The organism is Tardiphaga sp. P4_G1, from assembly GCF_056401215.1.
Window position 1 is genome coordinate 1 of the sequence record NZ_JBFUJU010000010.1, and the last position, 24546, is coordinate 24546.

Annotated in this window: 20 protein-coding genes and 1 riboswitch; of the genes, 8 read left to right on the forward strand and 12 right to left on the reverse strand. The window is 63.2% G+C overall.

Annotated elements, in window-relative coordinates; genetic code table 11:
• The first annotated feature begins 812 nt into the window (after positions 1-812).
• Entirely contained in the window at positions 813-2876 is a 2064-nt protein-coding gene (locus AC1DUY_RS22650) for a M23 family metallopeptidase (protein WP_439065106.1), read from the forward strand.
• A 96-nt stretch (positions 2877-2972) separates the two neighbouring features.
• On the opposite strand, the gene AC1DUY_RS22655 is transcribed toward AC1DUY_RS22650, so the two are convergent.
• Complete coding sequence (locus AC1DUY_RS22655; RefSeq protein ID WP_478117279.1) at positions 2973-3611, reverse strand: NAD(P)H-binding protein; 639 nt, start codon at positions 3609-3611, stop codon at positions 2973-2975.
• A 71-nt stretch (positions 3612-3682) separates the two neighbouring features.
• Entirely contained in the window at positions 3683-6319 is a 2637-nt protein-coding gene (gene clpB / locus AC1DUY_RS22660) for an ATP-dependent chaperone ClpB (protein ID WP_231079076.1), read from the reverse strand.
• 231 nt (positions 6320-6550) lie between these two features.
• Between clpB and AC1DUY_RS22665 the strand changes: the two genes are divergently transcribed.
• A complete protein-coding gene (locus AC1DUY_RS22665) occupies positions 6551-7324 on the forward strand; it encodes an MOSC domain-containing protein (protein WP_478117281.1) in 774 nt (257 codons plus the stop codon).
• Positions 7325-7330: 6 nt separating this feature from the next.
• Here AC1DUY_RS22665 and AC1DUY_RS22670 read toward each other — a convergent pair whose 3' ends face one another.
• The 3 genes from AC1DUY_RS22670 to metX all read right to left on the reverse strand — a co-directional run bounded on the left by AC1DUY_RS22670 (position 7331) and on the right by metX (position 10208).
• Positions 7331-7975 carry a TIGR02594 family protein gene (locus tag AC1DUY_RS22670; RefSeq protein WP_068729161.1) on the reverse strand — a complete coding sequence of 215 codons (645 nt, stop codon included), beginning with the start codon at positions 7973-7975 and terminating at the stop codon, positions 7331-7333.
• Positions 7976-8316: 341 nt separating this feature from the next.
• Positions 8317-9003, reverse strand: coding sequence for a methionine biosynthesis protein MetW (metW, locus tag AC1DUY_RS22675; RefSeq protein ID WP_478117283.1), 687 nt, complete (start codon positions 9001-9003; stop codon positions 8317-8319).
• Positions 9004-9005: 2 nt separating this feature from the next.
• Positions 9006-10208 (reverse strand): homoserine O-acetyltransferase MetX, encoded by a 1203-nt coding sequence (gene metX, locus AC1DUY_RS22680; RefSeq protein WP_175365980.1) that lies wholly within the window; start codon positions 10206-10208, stop codon positions 9006-9008.
• An 87-nt stretch (positions 10209-10295) separates the two neighbouring features.
• Positions 10296-10375, reverse strand: a riboswitch (SAM riboswitch).
• A gap of 203 nt (positions 10376-10578) precedes the next feature.
• Here metX and AC1DUY_RS22685 point away from each other — a divergent pair.
• The 3 genes from AC1DUY_RS22685 to AC1DUY_RS22695 are packed head-to-tail and all read left to right on the forward strand — an operon-like array spanning position 10579 to position 13500.
• The gene (locus AC1DUY_RS22685; protein ID WP_478117286.1) at positions 10579-11430 is read left to right on the forward strand and encodes a chorismate mutase; all 852 of its coding nucleotides are present in this window, start codon (positions 10579-10581) and stop codon (positions 11428-11430) included.
• 26 nt (positions 11431-11456) lie between these two features.
• Positions 11457-12560 (forward strand): histidinol-phosphate transaminase, encoded by a 1104-nt coding sequence (gene hisC, locus AC1DUY_RS22690; RefSeq protein ID WP_478117288.1) that lies wholly within the window; start codon positions 11457-11459, stop codon positions 12558-12560.
• A 1-nt stretch (position 12561) separates the two neighbouring features.
• Complete coding sequence (locus tag AC1DUY_RS22695; RefSeq protein ID WP_478117290.1) at positions 12562-13500, forward strand: prephenate/arogenate dehydrogenase family protein; 939 nt, start codon at positions 12562-12564, stop codon at positions 13498-13500.
• A 127-nt stretch (positions 13501-13627) separates the two neighbouring features.
• Here AC1DUY_RS22695 and AC1DUY_RS22700 read toward each other — a convergent pair whose 3' ends face one another.
• Entirely contained in the window at positions 13628-14818 is a 1191-nt protein-coding gene (locus AC1DUY_RS22700; RefSeq protein WP_478117634.1) for a DUF2125 domain-containing protein, read from the reverse strand.
• A 127-nt stretch (positions 14819-14945) separates the two neighbouring features.
• Between AC1DUY_RS22700 and AC1DUY_RS22705 the strand changes: the two genes are divergently transcribed.
• The gene (locus tag AC1DUY_RS22705) at positions 14946-15503 is read left to right on the forward strand and encodes a gamma-glutamylcyclotransferase (RefSeq protein WP_120287237.1); all 558 of its coding nucleotides are present in this window, start codon (positions 14946-14948) and stop codon (positions 15501-15503) included.
• Positions 15504-15510: 7 nt separating this feature from the next.
• Here AC1DUY_RS22705 and AC1DUY_RS22710 read toward each other — a convergent pair whose 3' ends face one another.
• The 4 genes from AC1DUY_RS22710 to ftsE form a co-directional block, all read right to left on the reverse strand.
• Positions 15511-16284: a lysophospholipid acyltransferase family protein gene (locus tag AC1DUY_RS22710; RefSeq protein WP_478117292.1), complete on the reverse strand. Its 774-nt coding sequence runs from the start codon at positions 16282-16284 to the stop codon at positions 15511-15513.
• Between the two features lie 26 nt (positions 16285-16310).
• Complete coding sequence (locus AC1DUY_RS22715; protein ID WP_175365984.1) at positions 16311-17036, reverse strand: YdcF family protein; 726 nt, start codon at positions 17034-17036, stop codon at positions 16311-16313.
• An 80-nt stretch (positions 17037-17116) separates the two neighbouring features.
• The gene (locus AC1DUY_RS22720; RefSeq protein ID WP_120287240.1) at positions 17117-18088 is read right to left on the reverse strand and encodes a cell division protein FtsX; all 972 of its coding nucleotides are present in this window, start codon (positions 18086-18088) and stop codon (positions 17117-17119) included.
• A complete protein-coding gene (gene ftsE / locus AC1DUY_RS22725) occupies positions 18081-18740 on the reverse strand; it encodes a cell division ATP-binding protein FtsE (RefSeq protein ID WP_068729180.1) in 660 nt (219 codons plus the stop codon). The genes AC1DUY_RS22720 and ftsE overlap by 8 nt, the downstream gene beginning before the upstream one ends.
• A 128-nt stretch (positions 18741-18868) precedes the next feature.
• On the opposite strand from ftsE, the gene AC1DUY_RS22730 reads away from it, so the two are divergent.
• Together AC1DUY_RS22730 and AC1DUY_RS22735 are read left to right on the forward strand one after the other, a co-directional pair.
• Positions 18869-19732, forward strand: a complete 864-nt coding sequence (locus tag AC1DUY_RS22730) for an MJ0042-type zinc finger domain-containing protein (protein ID WP_478117298.1) — start codon at positions 18869-18871, stop codon at positions 19730-19732.
• A gap of 15 nt (positions 19733-19747) precedes the next feature.
• Positions 19748-20125: a response regulator gene (locus AC1DUY_RS22735; RefSeq protein ID WP_478117300.1), complete on the forward strand. Its 378-nt coding sequence runs from the start codon at positions 19748-19750 to the stop codon at positions 20123-20125.
• Between the two features lie 203 nt (positions 20126-20328).
• Here AC1DUY_RS22735 and AC1DUY_RS22740 read toward each other — a convergent pair whose 3' ends face one another.
• Both AC1DUY_RS22740 and lysA read right to left on the reverse strand, forming a co-directional pair.
• Entirely contained in the window at positions 20329-22950 is a 2622-nt protein-coding gene (locus AC1DUY_RS22740) for a TIGR02302 family protein (RefSeq protein ID WP_478117302.1), read from the reverse strand.
• A gap of 327 nt (positions 22951-23277) precedes the next feature.
• Complete coding sequence (lysA, locus tag AC1DUY_RS22745) at positions 23278-24543, reverse strand: diaminopimelate decarboxylase (protein ID WP_478117304.1); 1266 nt, start codon at positions 24541-24543, stop codon at positions 23278-23280.
• Between the last annotated feature and the right edge of the window lie 3 nt (positions 24544-24546).

Below are 24546 nucleotides of genomic sequence, written 5' to 3' on the forward strand. Positions count from 1 at the left end.
TCACAACGTATTGACGAGGTCCCACCATACTAAATCGACCAAACCGAAGTTCAGCCAATCTGCTGTCCGCGCTTCACAGCGCTAACAACGATGGTGTTAACCTTTGTTCAAAACGTGTACCGCCGAAGTCTTTCGTCCGGCCCCGCCTCAGGAAGCCGAAGCTTCCATCGAACGAGACCCGCAAGGACTCCGCCGTCCACGTTTCTCTTTCTTCAATTTAACTTGTCAAACAGCCCGACGCAGATGCGTCAATCTCCCCAGGAGGGAGAAAATCTTGTCACTCAACCACCCGACAACAGATCAGCAGCCGACACCTATCGGCTACTGAAGCACTCTTCGCGGTGATGAGCTTCCGAGACACGAACAACCGCCCGGGCTGGTAGGCCCCGGCGCCGCTGCGCTCAGTGGCCGGGTTATAGGCCCCCTCACCCGAAACTGTCAACGCCATTCGTCAGAAAATCGTCACGTGCTGTGGAGGAGGCCTCAGGGCCCAAAAAGCGTAGGTTTTACAGGGGTGACGCCGTACAAGAGCCACATTCCTCCGACGTTCTGAGCATGCCTTGTGCAAAGATTCTGCGTCGCCCCTGAAACTTTTTAGGGGTGGTCGAACCGGATCTGGGCCCAACGGTCTCTCGAAAGAACGAGCTGCGTCATCGCAGTGCGCTTTTGGGCCAAAGAGAACACAGCGAAAGAGTTTGCAGCATTGACGTTCGTCCATTCGGCCAGCATTTTGGCGCCCACTGTTCGACCGTCGATGCGATGTGCTTGGGGAAGACTCTTCGCATGATGCTGGGAATTCGGGGGATGTCGGCTTGAATCACGGACTGTCACGCGGTGGCGCCTATAATCGTGAGACCGGGATGATTGATCTCGGCCACGAGCCGCCGCTATCCGTTGATGGCTCCGAAGCCGCAGTCATCGATCGTCGCCGCGTCTCGGTACAGTGGTTCAGTGGTACTATCCTCACAGGTCTCTGCGGCGCGGCTCTGATCGGCGGCGCCGTTTTTGCGTCGCTTGACGGCGAGATGACCTTTGCCAAGGTACCGGAGCGTGTCGAAGGCGCGCTACGCGGCGCCTTCAGTGCCACCGACAAACAAGCAAGCCTGCATAAGAGTGACCGCCTGCCGCCGCCGAGCGACTCTTCCGCCGCGCGCCAGGTACTCAAAGTCTCCACCGTCACCCGCGTCGGCAATCGCGACGTCATGCGCGTGCGGCCCTTCATCCGGATTTCGGGCAATCTGGCGATGGCGACCAGCGATCTCAGCGCCAAGATCCCGCCCTTCAATGCACAGCGCCTACTGACCGATGTCGGCAGCCCCGCTCCGAACAGCGACGACGCCGCGGTCAATCCGAATGCCGTCGAGCCCGATGCCGAGGTCTCCTTCGTCACCCGCGATCTCGGTCAGGTACTGCCGAAAGCCAAGATCGGCGCCAGCGTTGCTATTGATGAAGTCTTGATGCGCGTGCGCGACGCCTCCAACTGGCGCGGCAATACTGGCGTTCGCTACACGACGGTCGCCAGCGCCACCGGCGATATCGGCGGACAGCCCGACATGAAGATGGCCTATGCCGCCGAAGGCACCACAGCCGATCCTTATGCGGGCTTCGAAACCCGTATCGTGCCGGAAAACGTCACGCTGCTGGCCAAGACCAAGGATCAGGCGACCGGCGGCAACCCGAATGGCGAGCGTATCCATATCGTCAAGAAGGGCGACACCATCCTGACCATCCTGCGCGACCAAGGCGCTATGCCCGAGGAAGCCAAGGCCATTGCCACTACGCTGGGTGCCCGTGGCCGCGACGGCGGACTGAAGGAAGGTCAGAAAGTTCGCATCCTGATGTCGCCGGCCGGACCGGGCCAGCGTTTGCAGCCGTATCGCGTGATCGTCGCCAACGACTCCACCATCGAAGCTGTCGCCGCCCTCTCCGATCTCGGCAAATACGTCGCCGTCGATGTCTCCAGCATGAACACCGTCGCCGAAGCGCCAAGCGCATCGGACGATGACGAGGAGGATGACGGCACCGGCGTGCGGCTCTATCAGAGCATTTACGAGACGGCACTGCGCAACAAGGTCCCGGCCACCGTCATCGAGGACATGATCCGGATCTACTCCTACGACGTGGATTTCCAGCGCAAAGTACAGCCCGGCGACTCGTTCGACGTGTTCTTTGCCGGCGAAGACGAAGGCGCCACCATCACCGAAAAGACCGAAGTGTTGTTTGCTTCGCTTACGGTGGGCGGGGAAACCAAAAAATACTATCGCTTCCTGACCACCGACGACTCGGTCGTCGACTACTATGACGAAACCGGCAAAAGCGCGAAGAAGTTCCTGGTCCGCAAACCCGTCAATAACGCCATCATGCGTTCGGGCTTCGGCGGACGCCGCCACCCGATCCTCGGCTACACCAAGATGCATACCGGCGTGGACTGGTCGACGCCCTACGGCACTCCGATTTTCGCATCCGGCAACGGCGTGATCGAAAAAGCAGCCTGGGAAGGCGGCTACGGCAAATATATCCGCATCAAGCACAACAACGGCTACGAGACCGCCTACGGCCATATGTCGGCCTTTGCCAAGGGCATGGAGCCCGGCAAGCGCGTGCGGCAGGGTCAGGTCATCGGCTTCGTCGGCTCCACCGGCATGTCCACCGGCGCCCATGTTCACTACGAAATTCTGGTCAACGGCCGCTTCGTCGATCCGATGCGCGTGAAACTGCCGCGTGGCCGCTCGCTAGAAGGTCCGATGATGGCCGGCTTCGAGAAGGAACGTGACCGGATCGACGGTCAGATGACCATGCGTGGCCCGGGCGCCCGCGTGTCCGACGCAGGCGTGACCGGCGCGGTGCCACCGGCACGGCCGACGACGAGCCGCTAAATTCGTATTTTTCGTCTTGTTCTGCGCGTCAGACCAACGCCGCGTGGGCTAGGGGACGCTCGGGACAGTGGCAAAAGGGCCGCCGAGGTCCGACGATCAATCCGCAGCGAGCTCTGCGGATCCGATCAGGTGAACGCCAGGCGCGCCGATCACGGCCGCCTCGATCAATGCGTCGGCGATCTTGTCGGCGGGGCTGATCCGATAACTGCGCGGCAGAACCGGACCCAGCACACCGAGCACCGCCGCCGCGACGTGCTCGCCCAGCCGGAATTCGTCGCGATCACCGCCGATAAGGCCCGGCCGCACAATCGTCAAAGACTGAAAGCCGATCGCCTTCAGCGCTTCCTCCACTTCGCCTTTGGTACGCGGATAAAGCAGCTTTGAGCGCGCATTGGCACCCACCGACGAATTGAGTGCGAAACGGCTAGCGCCGTGCTTGCGCGCCAGTCGCGCGACTGCGAGCGGGTAATCATGATCCACAACGCGAAACGCTTGATCCGAGCCCGCCTTGGCGCGCGTTGTGCCGAGTGCACAGATCACACCATCGACATCCCACCAGTCGGCCTCGGCTGGTAACCGGCCGAAATCGACCAGCGGGTTGTCGAGCTTCGCATGTGCCTCGAGCGGCCGACGCGTCGGCGCAACGATGCGCGTGATCCGACTGTCGGCGAGCGCTTTGGCGATGACATGGTGGCCGACAAGGCCGGTGGCGCCGACCACGAGGATGCGGGTCATGATCTTCTCCGACGTGGAAACGGCCTGAACCGCGAGATTCAGGCCGTTTCGTTGCGTTTAAACCCGTGCCGTCAGTTCAGCTGCCGCTTCGGCACCGGCGCCTCGAACTCGGCGATCTCCGCGGTCCGGGCCGGCTTGCCGTTGAAGGTCAGGACGTTGCCGGCGGCGCTTATGTCGACATGGTCACCGTCCTTGACGTCGCCGGCGAGGATCATCTCGGCCAGCGGATCCTGCACGTTGCGCTGGATCACACGCTTGAGGGGACGGGCGCCGTAGGCGGGATCCCAGCCCTTGTCGGCGAGCCAGTCACGGGCTTCGTCCTCCAGCACCAGCGTGATCTTGCGATCTTCCAGCAGCTTGGTGAGCCGCGCGAACTGGATCTCGACGATCCGGCCCATTTCGCTCTTCTGCAAGCGGTGGAACAGGATGATCTCATCGACGCGATTCAGGAATTCCGGCCGGAAATGGGCGCGGACATTGCCCATCACCAGGTCGCGTACCGCGGACGTATCCTCGCCCTCGGGCTGATTGACCAGGAATTCGGAGCCGAGATTCGACGTCATAATGATCAGCGTATTGCGGAAATCGACAGTGCGGCCCTGACCATCGGTCAGGCGGCCATCGTCGAGCACCTGAAGCAGCACGTTGAACACATCCGGATGCGCCTTCTCGACTTCGTCGAACAGCACGACCTGATAGGGCCGCCGCCGCACAGCTTCGGTCAGCGCGCCGCCCTCATCATAGCCGACATAACCCGGCGGCGCGCCGATCAGACGCGAGACCGAGTGCTTCTCCATATATTCGGACATGTCGAGACGCACCATCGCGGTGTCATCGTCAAACAGATACGACGCCAACGCCTTGGTCAGCTCGGTCTTGCCGACGCCGGTGGGGCCGAGGAACATGAACGAGCCGATCGGCCGATTGGGATCCTGCAGACCGGCACGCGAACGACGGACGGCAGTTGCCACCGCACGCACGGCTTCGGCCTGGCCGACGACGCGCTCGCCGAGGCTCAGCTCCATCCGCAGCAGCTTGTCCTTCTCGCCTTCGAGCATCTTGTCGACCGGCACGCCGGTCCAGCGCGAGACCACCTGCGCGATGTGATTGGCGGTGACCGCCTCTTCCATCATCTCGGAATTCTCGTTGGCTTCGATATCGGCCAGCCGCTTTTCAAGGTCGGGAATCCGGCCATAGGCCAGCTCACCGGCGCGTTGATATTCGCCGCGGCGCTGTGCTTCGGCCAGTTCGAGGCGCAAGCCGTCGAGCTCGCTCTTGAGCTTCTGCGCATTCGACAACTTGTTCTTCTCGGCCGACCAGCGCTGGGTGAGCGCTGCCGATTTCTCTTCGAGCTCGGCGAGTTCCTTCTTGAGTGTTTCGAGCCTGCTCTTCGAGCCTGCATCGGTTTCCTTGCCAAGCGCCTCCTGCTCGATCTTGAGCCGGATGATCTCGCGGTCCATCGAATCGAGTTCTTCGGGCTTGGAGTCGACCTGCATCTTCAACCGTGCCGAAGCCTCGTCCATCAGGTCGATGGCTTTATCCGGCAGGAAGCGATCGGTGATGTAGCGGTTCGACAGCGTCACGGCGGCGACCAGCGCGGAGTCCGTGATGCGGACGCCGTGATGCTGTTCGTATTTGTCCTTGAGGCCGCGCAGGATCGAGACGGTGTCTTCCACAGTCGGCTCAGCCACGAAGATCGGCTGGAAACGCCGCGCCAGCGCCGCGTCCTTCTCCACATGCTTGCGATATTCGTCGAGCGTGGTGGCGCCGATGCAATGCAATTCGCCGCGGGCGAGCGCAGGCTTCAGCAGGTTGGACGCATCCATTGCGCCATCGCCCTTGCCGGCGCCGATGAGCTGATGCATCTCGTCGATGAACAGGATGATGCCGCCTTCTGCCGAGGTGACCTCGCCCAGCACGGCCTTCAGCCGCTCCTCGAACTCGCCGCGATATTTGGCACCGGCGATGAGTGCACCGAGATCGAGCGACAGCAGGCTCTTGTCCTTCAGGCTCTCCGGCACGTCGCCATTGAGAATGCGCAGCGCGAGACCTTCGACGATGGCGGTCTTGCCGACGCCGGGTTCGCCGATCAGCACGGGATTGTTCTTGGTTCGCCGCGACAATACCTGAATCGTGCGGCGGATTTCCTCGTCGCGGCCGATCACCGGGTCGAGTTTGCCATCGCGCGCGGCCTGGGTCAGGTCACGGGCATATTTCTTCAACGCGTCATAGGCGTTTTCGGCCGTGGCGGAATCCGCCGTGCGGCCCTTGCGCAGCGCATTGATCGCCGCGTTGAGATTTTGCGGCGTGACGCCGCCCTTGTTCAGCAGACTGCCGGCTTCGGAGTCCTTGTCGAGCGCCAGCGCAAGCAGCAGCCGCTCCACGGTGACGAAACTGTCGCCAGCCTTTTCGGCGGCCTTTTCGGCGGCATCGAAAGCGCGCGCGGTCGCCGGCGCCAGATAGACCTGCCCGGCCCCTGCGCCCGAGACCTTGGGCATCTTGCCCAGCTCGGTTTCCGTCGCCTTCAGGATGGCGCGGGAGTTGCCGCCGGCACGATCGATCAGGCCGCCGGCCAGACCTTCGCTGTCGTCCAGCAGAACTTTCAGAATGTGCAGCGGCGAGAATTGCTGATGGCCCTCGCGCACGGCCAGTGACTGCGCCGACTGGATGAAGCCGCGCACCCGTTCGGTGTATTTCTCAATATTCATCGTGTGTTGTCCCTCGGCCTGCCCTGTCCGCCTCGAAAGCACGGATGGGGCATCTTCATTGGGTATCCGCAGGCCGCATTGATGGTGGTCAACCGGCTGCGGTCGTCGCTGGCGTCAAAACCAGCTTGATGCAAATGTGGGCAGCCAGTTCCCGAAACGGAAGGGGTCCGCATAAAATTCCAATCGGCCAGGCGATGGCGCCGCGGGCCCAAATCTCTTAAGACCGGAACCATGCCAGAACAGTCTTACGCCAGCGTTGCCAGCATCTACCGCTATCCCGTGAAGGGCCTGACGCCCGAGCCTCTGGAAGAAGTCACGCTGAAGCCCGGCCAGACCCTGCCGGCCGACCGGCGCTATGCCATCGAGAACGGCCCGATCGGGTTCGACCCGGCAGCACCGCAATATTTTCCCAAGACCCAGTTTCTGATGCTGATGCGCAACGAGCGCCTGGCGGCGCTCCGCAGCCACTACGACGACGCCAGCCATACACTGACGATCCGGCAGGATAATGTGGAGGCAGCGCGAGCCGATCTGCAGACGGCCGAAGGACGTGCGGAAATCGAAGCGTTCTTTGCTGCAAATTTTGCCGATGAACTGCGCGGACCACCCAGGGTGCTGTTCGCGGACGGCCATAGCTTTTCGGACGTGCCGCGCAAGGTGGTGTCGATCATCAACCTCGCCAGCGTCAAAGATCTCGAAAAGGCCGTCGGGCAGCCGGTGCATCCGCTACGCTTTCGCGGCAACCTGCATGTAGCGGGCTGGCCGGCCTGGCATGAATTCGAGTTGATCGACCGGACGCTCGCCATCGGCAGCACCCGGCTCAAGGTGGTGAAGCGCATCGTCCGCTGTGCAGCGACCAATGTCGATCCGGATACGGCCGCGCGGGATCTGACGATTCCGAAAACGCTGCTGCAGACCTACGGTCACGCCGATTGCGGAATTTACGCTGAGGTCATCACCGGCGGCATGATCACCGCCGGCGATAAGATAGTCGTCGAAGAATAGACGAACTCAGCTCGTCGGCATCACGTAGGCGTAAACCCGGCCACGCGAATACACCGATTCGGCGACGCGGTTGCCGTGATTGCCGGAGACGATGATCGGATTGCCCTTGGCATCGACGCCCGAGACGACGCCGACATGACCGCCGCGACGCCCGCGCGACATCACGGCGATGGCGCCGACCTGCGGACCTGAGATGCGCTGGCCATAGCTCGAGAACGAGCGCGCCATATCCGAACCCGTGCCCTGATGGCCGGTGCGCTTCAATACGAGGTTCATGAACGCTGCGCACCACAAACGACCGCGCGCCGTCGGATTGCCGCGGCCGATGAAGCTGCGCGCTGCATCGACGATGCCCGAACCGCCGAAGCCGCCGGAAGGCTGGTTCATGCTTGCATTGGCGTTATTGAAATTTGTGGAGTCGCCGAACGAAGGCGCCTGCTGTTCGACTCGGGCACTGCGCCGTGCATACCGCGCGCGATGCCGGACGTGATGACGCGTGCTGTGTGTGTACTTGCCGACGTGGTGCGAATGACGCGAAGCGCCGTGATGAGGACGTGCCGACGCGGGAGAGACTGACGCGAGAACTGCCGCCGAACACACCGCAAGAGCCGAGATGCGAAGTGCACGGCGATACGCAAAGAACTGAACCATACCGAATTTTTCCTCTTAACACCCCCGAACCCCATCGGCCCAAATACGCGGGCCAACAATCGGGACGGGCGTGGTAACGAAGTTGGTATGGCGATAACAAGACCTAGAACGGTTCAAGTGACGATTTTTTAACGGCGACATCGGAGTGAATCGCTTCAACTTCAACGGACGCCATACGTATAGACATAGCAGCCACCCATTCGACAGAATGCGCGCTTATATTACCTATTCGAATTAGCTTTTACGCACATCTTTGGCGTGTATCGCAGGCCGACACACGGCGTGAAAAGCCGCATAGAATGCGGTACTTCTGTTTCCATCAGGCAGAAATCTACACGCGATCAGGGTTGCGCCGATTTACTCGCGCGGCTCAGCAGGAAAACGCCCTGCTCCCCGAACATGTTCCAGAACCACCACGGCGCATTGAGGCGCAGCGGACGGCCATAGAGATCGAGCGCAACGGCGCGCTCCATCTTCACGTTGATCTCGTCGCACAGCTGCACGAAGTCCTTGATGGTGCAGAAGTGAATATTCGGCGTGTCGTACCACGTCGCCGGCAGATTCTCCGTACGCGGCATGCGGCCACCGACAAGCAACTGCACACGCATCTTCCAGAAGCCGAAATTCGGAAACGACACGATCGCGCTGCGACCTATGCGCAGCAGATTTTCCAGCACCACCCGCGKCTGCCGCGTCGCCTGCAGCGTCTGTGACAGGATCACGTAGTCGAACGCATCGTCGGGATAGTTGATCAAGTCCGTATCGGCGTCGCCCTGCACCACGGCAAGACCCTTGCCGACGCAGCGGTTGACGCCTTCGCGCGACAATTCGATGCCACGGCCATCAATGCCGCGGCTTTCCAGCAATTGTAGCAGATCGCCATCGCCGCAGCCCACGTCGAGCACCTTCGAGCCCGGCCTGATCATCTCCGCGACCAGGAGGTGATCGCCACGATAATCCTGCGTGCCGCGCGGCGCCGGCGTCGCCACCGCAGAATTCAGCGGCAAGGCTTGTTGTGGAAACGCCATCTCTATGTCCCCGTAACAGGCAGGCCGCGCACGGAGGCTGCGGAGTTCAGAAATGCACCGGCGATATCGAGGAACTCGGGCACGTCGAGCAGGAAGGCATCATGACCCTTGTCGGTTTCGATCTCCGCAAAGGACACGCGGACGCCGCCGGCATTCAGCGCGTGCACGACGTCGCGCGATTCTGCCGTCGGGAACAGCCAGTCTGATGTGAACGACATCAGACAGAAACGCGTCTGCGTATCGCGAAACGCTTCCGCAAGCTTGCCGTTGTGGTCGGCTGCGATATCGAAATAGTCCATCGCACGCGTCAGATAGAGATAGGAGTTGGCATCGAAGCGCTCGACGAAGGACGAGCCCTGATAGCGCAGATAGCTCTCGACCTGAAAATCCGCATCGAAGGAGAATGTCGGCAACTCCCTGTCCTGCATGCGGCGGCCGAACTTGCGGTGCAGAGCGGCATCCGACAGATAGGTGATATGCGCGGCCATCCGCGCGACGCCGAGGCCGCGATGCGGATGTGTGCCTTCCTCGAAATAACGCCCGCCGCGCCAATCGGGATCGGCCATCACGGCCTGACGGCCCAACTCGTGGAAGGCGATGTTCTGCGCCGAATGCCGCGTGCTGCAGGCAACCGCCAGCGCGGAGAACACGCGCTCCGGATAGGCCGCGGTCCATTGCAGCGTCTGCATACCGCCCATGGAGCCGCCGACGACGCAAAACAACTGACCGATACCGAGACTGTCGATCAGCATCGCCTGCGCACGCACCATGTCGGGAATGGTGATGACCGGAAAATCCAGTCCCCAGATCTTGCCAGTGGCGGGATTGGTCGAGGCCGGACCGGTCGAGCCCATGCAGCCGCCGAGCACGTTCGAACAGATGATGAAGTAGCGTTCGGTATCGAGTGCCTTGCCGGGGCCGACCAGCGTCTGCCACCAGCCGGGCTTGCCGGTGATCGGATTGATATTGGCGACGTGCTGGTCGCCGGTCAAAGCGTGGCAGACCAGGATGGCATTGGATTTGTCGGCGTTGAGCGTTCCGTAGGTCTGATAGGCAATCTGGAACGGGGTGAGGTCGACGCCGCAATCAAGCCGCAGCGGCTGATCCATGCCAAAACCCGCGACCAGCGAGGTCGGATGATCGGCTTCATGTCCACGCTCATCGGGGCGGACAACCGGACTCTTCACCAGTTCGACATTTACCATCTTGATACCGGCCTCCTCAGGAGGTTCTCAAACCAAAACCGGAATCAGGCCATAAAAAACCCGGCCTGAACAAATAGCTCGGCCGGGATCAAACTGTCCCCGGCCTGTTTAGCGAGTTGTTTAACGTGGCTGCAAGCCGGCCGGCTCAAATGACCACGGAAGAGACCAGAAACTAGTCCCACACCCGCCTGCCGTCAATATGGGCATACCCCGGTCAAATTGCCCAACTGCCCTGCGGCCAAATCTTCCATGTTTTCTTTGCTTTCCGGCACCGTCTTACCTAATCAATGGCCGTGCCCGCCGGCTCCCCGGAGCCGGCCCGGCAAGCTCGACGGGACCTATCACGCCTCCCGTCCCGAAGGTTTTGAACATGTCGAAATTACCGCCCGCCCCGCCCTCGCTGGATGAACTGCGCAAAGAGATCGACAGCATCGACGCGCAGGTTCACGCCCTGTTGATGCAGCGCGGCGACATCATCGACCGGCTGATTTCGGTGAAGCAGACCCAGGAGGTCGGCTCCGCCTTCCGGCCGGCGCGCGAGGCCGACATGATGCGCCGTCTGGTGCAGCGCCATCGCGGCATCCTGCCGATCGACACCGTCGAGAGCATCTGGCGGGTAATCATCTCGACTTTCACTTACGTTCAGGCGCCGTTCTCGGTGCATGCGGATCTGTCGCTCGGCGAGAGCGCGATGCGGGATTCCGCACGCTTTCATTTCGGCTTCACGGTGCCTTACGTCGCGCATTTCAGCGCCGCCGCAGCGGTCGAGGCCGTGGCCAAGTCCAAGGGCGATCTCGCGCTGGTCTCGGCGACGTCCAGCCGCACGCCGTGGTGGATCCCGCTGGAAGCCCTGGGCGCGCCGAAGATCATCGCACGCCTGCCGTTCATTGAACGCGCCGACCATCCGGCCGCATTGCCGGTGTTCGTGGTGTCACGCGTTGCCGACAGCGCTATGGTGACCGAGGTCGAGATGTGGAGCGTGCGGGTGTCCGGCTGGAATGCCGAGACCGCGCGCGCGCTATCGCCGCTGGCCGAAATCGTCGCCGTGCCGGATACCGCCTTTGACGGCGCGGCGCTGCTGATCTCGATCACGAGAGCCTCGAGCCTCGACAAGATCAAGTCGGCGCTGATCGAAGCCGGCGCCTCGGTGCGTTCCACGGCTCTCGTCGGCAGCCACGCAACCCGCTATACCGTGGCCGCCAACGACGCACCGCGTTCGTAAGCCAATCTGACGTTCTGGAGTTGAAGATGTCCCGTCCCGTGCCGAAGCCCGGCATTCTCGATATCGCGCCCTACACCCCTGGCAAGAGCCCGGTGGTGGAGCCCGGCCGCAAGACCTACAAGCTGTCGGCCAACGAGACCCCGTTCGGTCCGTCGGCGCGCGCCAAGGACGCCTTCGCCACCGCTGTCGCGCATCTCGAGGATTATCCGGAAGGCACCTCGAAGGTGCTGCGCGAGGCGCTCGGCCGCCGCTTCGGCCTCGATCCTGCGCAGATCATCTGTGGCGCCGGCTCCGACGAAATTCTGAACCTGATTGCGCATGTCTATCTCGGCCCCGGCGACGAGGCGATTTCAACCGCACACGGCTTCCTGGTCTACCCGATCGCTACCCAGGCGAACGGCGCCACCAATGTGGTCGCTCCGGAAACCAACTTCACCTGCAATGTCGATGCGATCCTGAACTGCGTGACCCCGCGCACCAAGCTGGTGTGGCTGGCCAATCCGAACAATCCGACCGGCACCTATCTGCCGTCCTCCGAGATCAAGCGCCTGCGCGYCGGCCTGCCGGAGCACGTGCTGCTGGTGCTCGACGCCGCATACTGGGACTACGTGACCAAGGGCGACTACGACAACGGCCTGGAGCTGGCGAAGACCACCGAGAATACCGTCGCCACCTACACCTTCTCGAAGGTGCACGGCCTGGCCGCCCTGCGGATCGGCTGGATGTTCGGCCCGGCGCACATCGTCGATGCGATGAACCGGATTCGTGGGCCGTTCAACGTCTCGGCGCCGGCGATGATGGCAGCAGTGGGGGCGATCGAGGACACCGGCCATGTCGAGATGTCGCGCACATACACCGCCAAGTGGATCGGCATCCTGACCGAGGAAATCACCAAGCTCGGCATCGAGGTGACGCCGAGCGTGGCCAATTTCCTGCTGATGCATTTTCCGGCGACCGGCAAGACCGCAGCGGATGCCGATGCGTTCCTGACCAGGCGCGGGCTGGTGCTGCGCGCCGTGACCAATTACGGCCTGCCGAACTCGCTGCGCATGACCATCGGCACCGAGGAAGCCAACAGGCTGGTGATCGAGACGCTGCGTGAATTCATGGCATCGAATTCGGGGCAATGACGTGAGCGCCACGCCGCCCTTCAAACGTATCGCGCTGATCGGCCTCGGCCTGATCGGCTCGTCGCTAGCGCGCGGCATTCAGCAGCTCGGCCTTGCCGGTGAACTGGTTGCCACCGACAATTCGGCGGTGGTGCGTGCACGCGCCGTGGAAATCAAGCTCGCCGACCGCATCGCCGACGATAATGCCAGCGCGGTCAAGGATGCCGATCTGGTCATCGCCTGCGTACCCGTCGGTGTGGCGGGCGACGTGGCGAAAAGCATCGCGGCGCATCTTTCGCCCGGCGCGATCGTGTCCGACGTCGGTTCGGTGAAAGCCTCCGTACTGCACGCGATGTCGGAATATCTGCCGGACAATATCCACTTCATTCCCGCGCATCCGGTCGCCGGCACGGAAAACTCCGGTCCGGATTCCGGCTTCGCAGAATTGTTCAGCAATCGCTGGTGCATTCTGACGCCGCCCGAGGGCGCGGATCCCACGGCCGTCGAGAAGCTCACCGGCTTCTGGGCTGCGCTCGGCGCCAATGTCGAGATCATGCAGGCCGCGCATCACGATCTGGTGCTCGCGGTCACCAGCCATCTGCCGCATCTGATCGCTTATACAATCGTAGGCACGGCCGACGAGCTCGAAGACGTCACGAGGTCGGAAGTGCTGAAGTTCTCCGCGGGCGGTTTCCGCGATTTCACCCGTATCGCAGCATCAGACCCGACCATGTGGCGCGACGTGTTCCTCGCCAACAAGGACGCGGTGCTGGAAATGCTCGGCACCTTCCAGGAAGACCTGTCGAAGCTGACACGTGCGATCCGCCGCGACGATGGCGATGCGCTGTTCGAGCACTTCACCCGCACCCGCGCGATCCGCCGCGGCATCGTGAGTATCGGTCAGGATGAAGCGGCACCGGACTTCGGGCGCAAGCATCAGGCGCTGACGAAGAAGGATTGATCGCAGGACCAACAGCCGTCATTGCGAGCGAAGCGAAGCAATCCAGCCTTACTTGCTTTGCAGCTTCTGGATTGCCGCGTCGCTTCGCTCCTCGCAATGACGTGGAGAGGCCGGCGAACCTCACGCCCTAAAACAACGGCGGGATCTGCGCCACGCGCAGCGGCCCGAGGAACACCGCGCCATCGACAAATTTCAGCGGGAACGACCGCGCCGCTTTGCCTTCCAAGACAGCCGCGGTCCCGATCGAATTGACGCCCGCAGCAAGGCCGCTGCCGGCATTCTTGCGCACGACATTGCCGAGACCGGGGATCGCGCGATCCAGCGCACCGAGGATGTTGTTGACGTCCTGCGATTTCACGCCGGGCGCAATGCGATCCAGCGCCTCCTGAGGCACGCCCATCTCCAGCAACTTGTCGATCCCGAGGGCGGCGATAGCCTTGTCCAGCCCCGCCACGGTCATCTGCAATTCGCCGTCGAGATTGCCCGCGGCGGTCAGACCGAGCGAGCCCGTTGCCAGCGAGATGATCTCGCCCTGCTGGACGCGCGACTGCACGATCTCGACGCGTCCACCTGCAGCCTGAAGCTCGCGGAAACGCTGCGGCCAGGGCTTGGGCGAGACATCCTTGAGTCCGCTGAGCAATGCGCGGATATCGGCATCGAACGGCGCCGCGAGGATCGGATGAACATCGGCAATGCTGCCGCTCCTGATCTGCAGGGCCGTCTCGATCACCGGCTTGTCCGGCGTCGAATTCGCTGCCGTGCGGCCATGCAATTCGACCTGTTTGGCACGTGCGGTCGGCGCCTGCACCGAGCCGGCGAAGCGGTCGAGCGACACATCGTCGAACACGATGTCGGCGCTGTCAGGCGTACCGGGCAGACCGGTGATGCTGCTGCGCGCCGAGCCCCAATTCATTACCATCGCCGGCTGACCGCGATCGGACAGGACGGCCGGCGCGGTGAATTCGGCGACCAGGAGCCGCGGCGTATAGATCTGCGCAACCACGACGATCTCGCCGAGCTTCGCGGTGATCGGCACCTGCGTCGCATTCTGGGTGGCCGTTTGCGAGGTCAGCGAAACGCTGACACCGCTGCAGCGGACTTCGAGCCGGAACGGGAAGCCGGAGACCGAACGGTTGGCGCACTCATAGACGCGCCCAGCCGCGGCCTCTCGGGCGCGCCAGATATCGACGTTTTCGTCGACCTTGGACGCGGCATAGAACCAGAAGCCGCTCCACGCCGCCGCAAGGACGACGATGATGACGGGCAGGATGAAAATCGGCCAGAGGCGGCGCTGGGTGGGCTGTGCATATTCGGACATGGCGGGACGTAGATCGCATGATTTTGTCAAATCGGCGATCCCTTTCATGGGGTTATCCTGTCGTCGCAGGGCCACATTGCAGGAAATCAAGATCGCCCGGGCCCAAGGTTTCTGCTAGGTCGGCATCATGACCGCGAAAATCACCGCCCAGCCCGATTCCGACAGCGATCTCTGGGTGTTCGGCTATGGCTCGCTGATGTGGCGGCCGGGCTTCGAGTTCATCGAACAGGTCCCGGCCAGGCTGATCGGCGAACATCGGGCGCTCTGCGTCTATTCCTTTGACCATCGCGGCACGCCGGAAAAGCCCGGCCTCGTGCTCGGCCTGGATCGCGGCGGCGCCTGCCGTGGCATTGCCTTTCGCGTGGCGGCCAAGCTGCGCCATGACACCATCGCCTATCTCAGGGAGCGCGAGCAGACCACCCATGTCTATCGCGAGGTGATGCGCTCCGTCTGGCTCGATGACGTCGAGCGTACCCGCGTCAGCGCGCTGGCCTATGTGGTCGACCGCGGCCATGTGCAGTACGCGGGGCGACTAAGCCTCAGCGAACAATTGCACTTCGTGCGACAGGGCCACGGGCGTTCCGGACTCAACCGCGATTACGTGCTCTCGACCGTGAAGGCCATTGAGGCCGAAGGTTTTCGCGACGCGCAGCTCCATCAGCTCGCGGCGATGCTGCACGAGTGACCAAGCGCTAGCTCTCTTTCACCGCCACATTCGGCACGCGCCCGAAGATCGTCGCCTGCTCCGTGCGCGCCTCCGCAACGATACGATCGGTGGCGGCTTCAATCGACGTGCTGATCGCCGCGATGAATTCCTTGCGTGGCAGGCCGGGCGGCAGAGGATCGAGAAACTCCACCACCAGCGTTCCGGGATAGCGCAGGAAGGTGCGGCGCGGCCAGAACAGGCCGGAATTCAGCGCCACCGGCAGACACGGCGCGCCGGATTTGGCGTAGATCTGCGCGACACCGGGTTTGTAATCCGGTGGTGCCTCGACAGGCCGACGCGTGCCTTCGGGAAAGATAATGAGCTGACGGCCGAGCTGGATTTCTTCGGTGGCGCGCTTGGCCATATCGATGAGCGAACGCGCACCGCCATCGCGATCGACGCCGATCATCTTCGACTTCTTCAGGTACCAGCCAAAGAACGGAATCTGCCCGAGCTCGCGCTTGTAGATGAACAGCGGCCGGTCAAAGAACGGCATCAGCGCGAAGGTCTCCCACATCGATTGATGTTTCGAGGCGACCACTAGCGGCCCCCCCGGAATTTTCTCGAGACCGCGATAATCGACCCTGGTGTTGCAGACGATACGCATGAGCCAGATGCTGCTGGTCGCCCACGCTTTCGCGATCGCCATGAAGGCGCGGGGCGGCATCACGAAGGTTGGAATCGCCACCAGGATCCAGAACACCAGCAGCACATAGAACAGCACGTTGTAGATCAATGAACGCACGAATATCGAAGTCATGGTGTTCCGATCAGCTCAATTGCAGTTCAATTCGCAGACGCCGTGGCCGGCCGGCGCTGCGGCGCGTCGCTCTGCTGGTCGCTGCCGGAATCCGGCATCAGATCAATGCCGATATTCGCCAGCCGCACCCGCGCTTCGGCCGCGAGATATTTGACATATTCCGATAGCAGCAACCGCAGCGTCGGGCCACTGGTCCACCACGGCTCGTCACGCCATTTGTCGCCAATCACCGAGAACGGGATCAGCTCGATATCCGGCATCTCATGTGACATTTCGACGATCGCGCGCGGCATGTGATAATTCGAGGTCACCACGATCAGCGACTTGAAGCCGCGCTCATGGACCCAGCGTTTGGTCTCCACCGCGTTGCTGCGGGTGTTGACGGCGGAGCGATCGAGATCGACGCAACAATCCAGCAGTCGCTGGCTGTCCGGCAGCGTGCGCGAGATATTGGCGGCACCGTTGGTGGGATGCACGCCGGAGATCAGCAACCGTTTGCCGAAACCATTGGCGAGCAGTTCGAGCGCATCCGCAACGCGCGACGAACCGCCGGTCAGGACCACGATGCCGTCGGCATTCGCCGACGGCTTCAGCTCGCCGCTGCGCAGTTGCGCGAGGAACGCGACAAAGCCGATGGCGCCGACCATGAAGGACAGTGCAAATGCGACCACAAGTGCCGCACGGATGACGCGCCGCCGCGGTGGCGCGGCAACGGGCATCTCCGTGGTGTTCTGGTCGTCGAGCAAGATCATCGGTCTGGCGTTTGGTCCTTTGGCAGCAATCTTAGGTATTTTTCGGCGCCTTGGCGATGCCATCGCCTGTGCCTGACGCGTTACTCGATGTCGTTCAGCGTCGAGAACAATGTGCGGCGCGATGCCCAGGCGGTAATTCCTGCTATCAACAGCGCCTGCCCTGCCACCGCGAGATAGCCTGACGACCGCAGCGAGAACGTCCCCAGCAACGCGGCGAACTGATCGCCCACCGGCGTGCCGGAAAACCAGCTCGCGATCGACTCCGAAAACCCGAACATCAGCATCGCGGCACCGCCGCCAATGATACCGCCCTGCAGGCCAAGCCGCAGGAAGTGGCGGAAGAAGCGATTGGCGATGTAGCGGTCGCCCGCGCCGACGAAATGCAGCACCTCGACGATCGGCCGGTTCGCCGCCATCGCGCCGCGCGTCGCAAAGGATACAGAGATAATGGTGGCGATAATAACGAGCGCAAGGATGCCGAGCCCGGCCAGCACCGTTGCCGATGTCATCGAGCGCATCCGCTCCACCCAGGCGCGATGATCGTCAACGCTGGCCGAGGGCACGGCCTGCGTCACCCGTTTGCGCAAGCCGATAATGTCCAGCACCGTCCCCGGCGCGACACGTGCAATGATAACGCGCGGCACCGGCAGCTCGTCGAGCGACAGTCCCGTGCCGAGCCACGGCTCCAGCAACTGCGCCGATTGCTCCCGGCTATAGGGCTGCACCTCGACAATCCCCGGCTGGCCGCGAATGGCGTCGGTCACCGCCTGCGTATCGCGGTCGAGATCGCGGCCGCCCTGCGGCTTCACCTGGATGGTGATTTCGCTGGCGACTTCCGATTGCCACTCCGACGCCGAGGCGCTGATCAGTAGCACTGCGCCTGTGGTGATGGAGGCGAGGAAGGTCATGATGGCGACGACGGCGACCAGCGCGCGGCCGGCGATCGAGCCGCGCGGCACGATCGGGGATGCGTTGCGCGCCTTCGCCGGGACCTGCGGGCGATCGGTGCCGAGGTCCATCAGCGGGCCGTGTTCTTCGCCGATTCTACTCATAGATATGCAGCCGACCTTGATGCAGCACCATGCGCCGCGCGTCGTATTGATCCATCAATGTAATATCGTGGGTCGCGATAATCACCGCGGTACCCGACTTGTTGAGCTCGATGAACAGCCGCAGCAGACGCCGGCCCAGCGTCGGATCGACGTTGCCCGTCGGCTCGTCCGCCAGCAGCAGCATGGGCCGCGCGATCACCGCGCGCGCAATGGCGGCGCGCTGCTTCTCGCCGCCCGACAGGATCGGCGGCAGTGCATCCATGCGATCGCCGAGGCCGACCCATTTCAGGAGATCGATGACCTCGCGCCGATAGCTGGACTCCTCACGCCCCATCACCCGGAACGGCAATGCGACGTTCTCATAGGTCGTCATATGGTCGAGCAGACGAAAATCCTGCAGCACGATACCGATGCGCTTGCGCAAGTCGGCGATCTCGTCCTTGCCGAGCAGCGAGATGTCCTGGCCGAACAGATTGACCAACCCGCGGGTCGGCCGCAGCGACAGGAACAGGAGACGCAGCAGCGAGGTCTTGCCGGCGCCGGAGGGACCGGTCAGGAACTGGAACGAATGCGCAGGGATCTGGAAATTGAGGTCGCGCAGAATCTCCGGGCCAAGCCCGTAGCGCAAACCAACATTTTCGAACCGGACCACATTCAGCTCCGTTCGATGGGTTCAAAAAGCCTCAAAAAGACGGTCAATTGCTTGTGCGGCCGTTATGGTTTCCGATTCGTTAACGGTCGTCTTGTAGCCTGCCGGCCATGTCATCGGCTATCGGCTCCATGCATATCGTTTGCCCCAATTGCACGACGTCCTACGCCGTGAACCCGGCCACGTTCGGCGATGCCGGACGGACGGTGCGCTGCGCCCGCTGCAAGGAAGTCTGGCTGGCGCGGCCGGAGGACCTCTCCCGCGCCGAAGCCCGTGTTCCCGCCATGGCGGCGAAGGCCAGCGAGCCCGATCCGAACGAGGACATGAGCGCCTGGGGCGTGACCGAGGACGACGACGCCTCGGCGCCGAACGTTCCGGTGGTCGAAAGCCCCTCGATTTCAGCCGACTGGCCGGTCGATGCCAATGATCGTACCGAAGAGGCCGACTGGGCCACGCTGGCGCAGCACGACGCGGTGGCCGCGATGCGGGCCACCCCGCCGTCGCGCTTCGCAGCGCTCCGCCGTTTCGTGCCGTCGCTGCCGCGGTTGTTCGTCATGCCACGTCACAGCCTGCCGATCGCTACCGCCGCCATGGCGTCGCTATTGCTCGCACTGGTGATCTGGCGCGTCGACCTGGTCAAGCTGATGCCGCAGACCGCGACTTTCTATCAGGCGGTCGGCCTCGACGTGAATATACGGGGGCTTGCCTTCAAGGACGTCAAGGTCACCACCGAGACCGTCGATGGCAAGTCGGTCTTGCTCATCGAAGGCCTGATCGTGTCCGAAACCCGCACGCCCACAGCATTGCCGCGCCTGCGTTTCGTGGTGCGCGACGAGAAGGGGACTGAAATATATGGCTGGAACGCCGTGCTCGAACAGCCCGGCCTCAATCCCGGCGACAAGACATGGTTTCGATCGCGGCTGGCCTCGCCGCCGGCCGAGGGCCGCAGTATCGATGTGCGCTTCTTCACCAAGCGCGACGTCGCCGGCGCGTAAGTCTGAGGAGTTGTCGTGGCGCGTATCCTGATTGCAGATGACGAAGAATCGATGCGGCTGCTGGTCGGCCGCGCCATCGCCATGGATGGCCATGAGATCGTCACGGCCGAAGACGGCGCCGAGGCGCTGGAGATTCTCACCGAGCAAAGCGGCGCTTTCGACCTGCTGCTGACCGACATCAAGATGCCTGTCATGGACGGCATCGCGCTGGCGCTGGCCGTCGCGCGCGATTTTCCCGAACTGACAATCCTGCTGATGACCGGTTACGCCGACCAGCGCGAACGCGCGACGGGACTGAATGCAATCGTGCATGATGTGGTGACGAAGCCGTTTTCGGTGGCGGATATCCGCACTGCGGTGGCGGATGCGCTGGCGGTAAAGAACAAGGGATAGAGGGCTCTTTCTCATCCCTCCCCCAAGCGGCGAAGCCGCGCAGCGGGGAGGGTGGCTGGCCGAAGGCCAGACGGGTGGGGTCGTGCCACAAACGCCGCTCTCACTTGCTGAAGCACCCCACCCCGGCCTATCGGCCAACCCTCCCCGCTGCGCTTCGCTTGGGGGAGGGAAACCACTGGCACCGGCGCTTCCTAACTCCGCCCTCAATAATCCTTCAGCAGCCGCTCGATATAATCCAGCTCGAGCTGCGGCCGCGTCGTGTCGCCGAGGCGACGACGCAACTCTTCCAGGATTCTCCGCACGCGCTGCACATCGATCTCGCCGGGAATCTTCACCGTGAGGTCGTCGCCAAGTTCGCGGCCACGCAGCGGACGCCCGAGCGGATCGCTTTGCCGGCCACCGCTCTGCTGGCGGCCGGGATTGTTGCCGGGGCCGTCGTTCTGGCCTTCGCCCTCGCCCTGCTGCATGGCCTGCGCGAGCTTCTGGGCGCCCTTGCGGAGCGCATCGAGCGCCTTGCCCTGCGAACCCACCGCGCCATCGGCATTGCCCTCACCGAGTTGGCCGCCGGCATCGCCCATGGCGCTGTCGGCATCGCCGAGACCATCACCGTCGCCGTCGCCATCAGCGTCCGCCTGGTCGTCGCCGCCTTGACCTTGGCCCTGCCCTTGCTGACCCTGCTGGCCTTTTTGCCCCTGCTGTCCTTTTTGGCCCTTCTGACCCTGGCCCATGCCCTGCTTGGCGAGCTGGTCCTGCAGCTGCTTGAGGCGATCGCGCAGGTTCTGCTGATCCTGCTGCAGATCGCCCATACCCTGCTCGCCCTGCTTGCCGCGGCGGCGCTCGTTGCGCTGGTCCTGGCCCTGCTTGAAGGTCTTGTCGCGAAGCTGCTGCTGCTTGCGGATCATGTCCCCAAGCTCGTTCATCGCCTGATCCATCTCGCTGTCACCGGACTGGCCGGGCTGCGCCATCTGCAGGTTTTCCAGCATCTGCTGCATCTGTTCGAGCAACTGCTTGGCGGCGTCCTTGTCGCCGGAGCGCGACAGCCGCTCCATGCGCTCGATCATATTGTTGAGGTCCTGCTGCCGCATCACCTTGGTGTTCTTGTCGAGCGGACGCGCCAGTTGCTGCGGGTTCTGCTTCATCTGCTCGGCGAGCTGCTTCAGGAAATTGTCCAGCGCCGCACGCAGGTTCTCGGTGAGCTTCTTGATCTCCTCGTCACTGGCGCCGCGCTCCAGTGCCTGCTTCAGCGCGTCCTGTGCCGCCTTCAGCGCCTTGTCGACATCGGTGATGTCGCCGTCCTCGATGGTGACGGCGAGCGCCCACAGGCTGGCGACGACTTCTTTCAGGGCTGCGTCGGTGCGGGCGCGTTCGATCTGGGTGGCAACACTGCGCAGCCCGAGATACTGACCGGCTTCCGGCGTGAAAGCTTCCGGCGCGATCATCAGGGCCTGCAGCGCGAAGGAGACCTGGCCGCGCTGATTGGCGTCGAGTGCCAGGATACGGCGCTGTTCGATCAGCGCGCGCGGCAACGGCTTGGTGAACAGCCGCTCCGGCAGCCGCATGTTGAACGGCTCGCTCTTGCCCTCGTTGCCCGACTCGTCCTTGGCCGTCAGCGTCAGCGTGACATCGGCGCCGGCATAGGGATCCTCGCTGAGATCCTTAACGGTCTGGCCGACACCGTTGCGTGTGCGCGCATTTGGCAGCACCAGCGCAAATGACGGCGCATCGAACAGCGGCCGCGGCTTGGCGGCTTCCTTGATGCCATCCTTGGTCTCGGCGGGACGCGCCGCGAATAGCGCATGGGCTTCGGTAACGCCGTAGTCGTCCTCGAGCTTGTAGGACATCTGCAGCGAACCGCGCGCCTGACGCTCCGGGTCCTTCGCGAGCGCGATGGTCGGCGGACGATCACCCGTTGCCGTGAACTTCCACTGCGGCTGGCCGGACGGCGCACGGACATGTGCTGTCCCGTCAGACGTGATGGTGAAATGCTTTTCGTTGGTGCCCTTCGGGGCTTCCGCCGTCGGCGCCACGTCAGCGACACCGCCGGTGAGAACGACATCAAGCGCACCACCGCTAGAGCGCACGATCAGCGTCGAGCCCGACGGCACCGGCAATGCAGCGGCATCGGCCGTGGACGCGTCCTTGTTGGCGGCGGACAGGATGATCGGCGGCTTGCCGGTGTAAGGCGGCGGCGTGATCCAGGCGTCGACGCGCACATTCGCCGGCGCCAGCACGCCGTTCCAGTCGAACGCCGCCATGATCCGCGCGCCGCGCTCACCGCTGGCGGCAAACCAGGTGGCGAACAACAGCACGATCACGATGGCGCGCAGCGCCCAGGGGTCATGGATCGCGAGGCGCGGCGACGGCAGGCCAGCGCGGATTTTCTTGAGCGAGGCCAGCGTACGCTCGCGCTGAACCAGCCACAGCGCCCGGGCCATCGGGTCCTGCGACGACAGCGTGTCGGTCAGCGCCGTTGCGGGACGATGCGCAATGCCGGTGCCGCGATCGAGGCGCGACAAGCCCTCTTCACGGGATGGCCAGCGAAACTTCAGGAGAGGAACCAGCGTCGCCAGCGCGGTAATGACGAACAACGCAAGACCGATGGCGCGCGCCGTGAAGGGAAGCGTCAGCCACAGACCAGCCCAGGACGCCACCAGAAACAAACCGACGACGCTGAGCAGCCGGGCCAGATGCGGCCATCCCCGCTCCCAGGCAATCGCCACCCGGGCCCGCTGCAGCGCCTGCGCGAGCTGAAGCTGTGCCGCCGCCTGACGATCGGCATGTACGTCGCGTTGGGGGTCTGGTCGGTCGGGGGGCGCAGCGCTCAACGACGATCTCCGATGTTACCGCACGACACACTAGCACGGCGGCGGCAATGAGGCATGGCACGGGGGCCATCCGTACACATGCAAAGCCTGAGCCTAAGTCGATTCGGAGCGATTGGGGTCACGAAGGCGTGAGGGGTCTTTGTAAGGGAACGCCGGCCGTGCGCACCCTCGCCCCGCTCTTGCGGGGAGAGGGTGGGGTGAGGGGCTCTTCGAGATTCGCCTACCTGCGCTTGAGCTTGATAGAGAGGCCTGTGCCCCGCCCCTCACCCGCCGCGAAGGCGCGGCGACCTCTCCCCGCGCAGAGCGGGGAGAGGTAAAATCACCGCCTCACAGCCAGGGCGCGGCCTTGTCCATGGCGATCAACTGCTCGACTTCGATCCGCGGGCGGACCACCGCATACTGATCGTCCTTCACCAGCACTTCCGGGACCAGCGCGCGGGTGTTGTAGGTTCCCGCCTGCACGGCGCCATAGGCACCGGCGGTCATGATCGCGAGCAAATCGCCGGACTTCAGCTCCGGCAGCTTGCGGTCCAGCGCCAGATAATCACCGGTTTCACAGACCGGGCCAACCACATCGACAGCCGTCAGCTTCGCGCCGGGCGCGGGCGCCGCCACCGGCAGGATCTCGTGATAGGCCTCGTACAAAGTCGGCCGGATCAGATCGTTCATGGCAGCGTCGATGATGACGAAGGTCTTGCCGTCGCCATGCTTCACATGGATGACGCGCGCGACGAGAATGCCGGCATTGCCAACAATCATGCGGCCGGGCTCGAACATCAGCGTGCAGCCGAGATTGTGCGTCACGCGCTTGACCATGGCCGCATAGGCCATCGGCTCCGGCGGCGCGGCGCGGTCCTCGTAATAGGGAATGCCGAGACCGCCGCCGAAATCGACATGCGAAATCGTGTGACCGTCGTTGCGCAGCACGGTGACGAAATCGGCCAGGATGCGAAATGCCTGCTCCATCGGGGCGAGATCGGTGATCTGGCTGCCGATATGCATGTCGACGCCGGTGACCTCAATCCCCGGCAGCTTCGCAGCGCGGGCATAGACCTCGCGTGCCTTGCTGATGGGGATGCCGAACTTGTTTTCGGACTTGCCGGTGGAGATCTTGGCATGCGTGCCGGAATCCACGTCCGGATTCACGCGGATCGAAATCCGTGCCGTACGGCCGGTCTCGCTGGCGATCTCCGACAGCAATGCGAGTTCAGGCTCCGACTCGATATTGAGGCAGAGAATGTCTTCGTCGAGCGCCAGCCGCAGTTCATCCGCCGTCTTGCCGACGCCGGAAAACACGATCTTCTTCGGCGGAATGCCGGCGGCGAGCGCGCGCTTCAATTCGCCGCCCGAGACAACATCGGCGCCGGCGCCGAGCTTCGCCAGCGTACGCAGCACCGACTGGTTGGAATTCGCCTTCATGGCGTAACAGACGAGGGCCTTGGTATCGGCAAAGGCCTCGGTAAAGACGCGGTAGTGCCGCTCCAGCGTCGCGGTCGAATAGCAATAGAATGGCGTGCCGACGGCATCCGCCATTTCGGCAATATCAACGCCTTCGGCGTGCAGCACGCCGTTGCGATAGTCGAAATGGCGCATGGC

Coding starts and splice junctions, on each gene's coding strand:
- AC1DUY_RS22730 (WP_478117298.1), top strand. CDS start 18,869: ATGCATATCGTTTGCCCCAATTGCACGACGTCCTACGCCGTGAACCCG.
- metX (WP_175365980.1), bottom strand. CDS start 10,208: ATGGTAAATGTCGAACTGGTGAAGAGTCCGGTTGTCCGCCCCGATGAG.
- AC1DUY_RS22670 (WP_068729161.1), bottom strand. CDS start 7,975: ATGGTTCAGTTCTTTGCGTATCGCCGTGCACTTCGCATCTCGGCTCTT.
- lysA (WP_478117304.1), bottom strand. CDS start 24,543: ATGCGCCATTTCGACTATCGCAACGGCGTGCTGCACGCCGAAGGCGTT.
- AC1DUY_RS22715 (WP_175365984.1), bottom strand. CDS start 17,036: ATGATCTTGCTCGACGACCAGAACACCACGGAGATGCCCGTTGCCGCG.
- AC1DUY_RS22700 (WP_478117634.1), bottom strand. CDS start 14,818: ATGTCCGAATATGCACAGCCCACCCAGCGCCGCCTCTGGCCGATTTTC.
- AC1DUY_RS22710 (WP_478117292.1), bottom strand. CDS start 16,284: ATGACTTCGATATTCGTGCGTTCATTGATCTACAACGTGCTGTTCTAT.
- clpB (WP_231079076.1), bottom strand. CDS start 6,319: ATGAATATTGAGAAATACACCGAACGGGTGCGCGGCTTCATCCAGTCG.
- AC1DUY_RS22685 (WP_478117286.1), top strand. CDS start 10,579: ATGTCGAAATTACCGCCCGCCCCGCCCTCGCTGGATGAACTGCGCAAA.
- AC1DUY_RS22665 (WP_478117281.1), top strand. CDS start 6,551: ATGCCAGAACAGTCTTACGCCAGCGTTGCCAGCATCTACCGCTATCCC.
- AC1DUY_RS22655 (WP_478117279.1), bottom strand. CDS start 3,611: ATGACCCGCATCCTCGTGGTCGGCGCCACCGGCCTTGTCGGCCACCAT.
- AC1DUY_RS22705 (WP_120287237.1), top strand. CDS start 14,946: ATGACCGCGAAAATCACCGCCCAGCCCGATTCCGACAGCGATCTCTGG.
- AC1DUY_RS22720 (WP_120287240.1), bottom strand. CDS start 18,088: ATGAGTAGAATCGGCGAAGAACACGGCCCGCTGATGGACCTCGGCACC.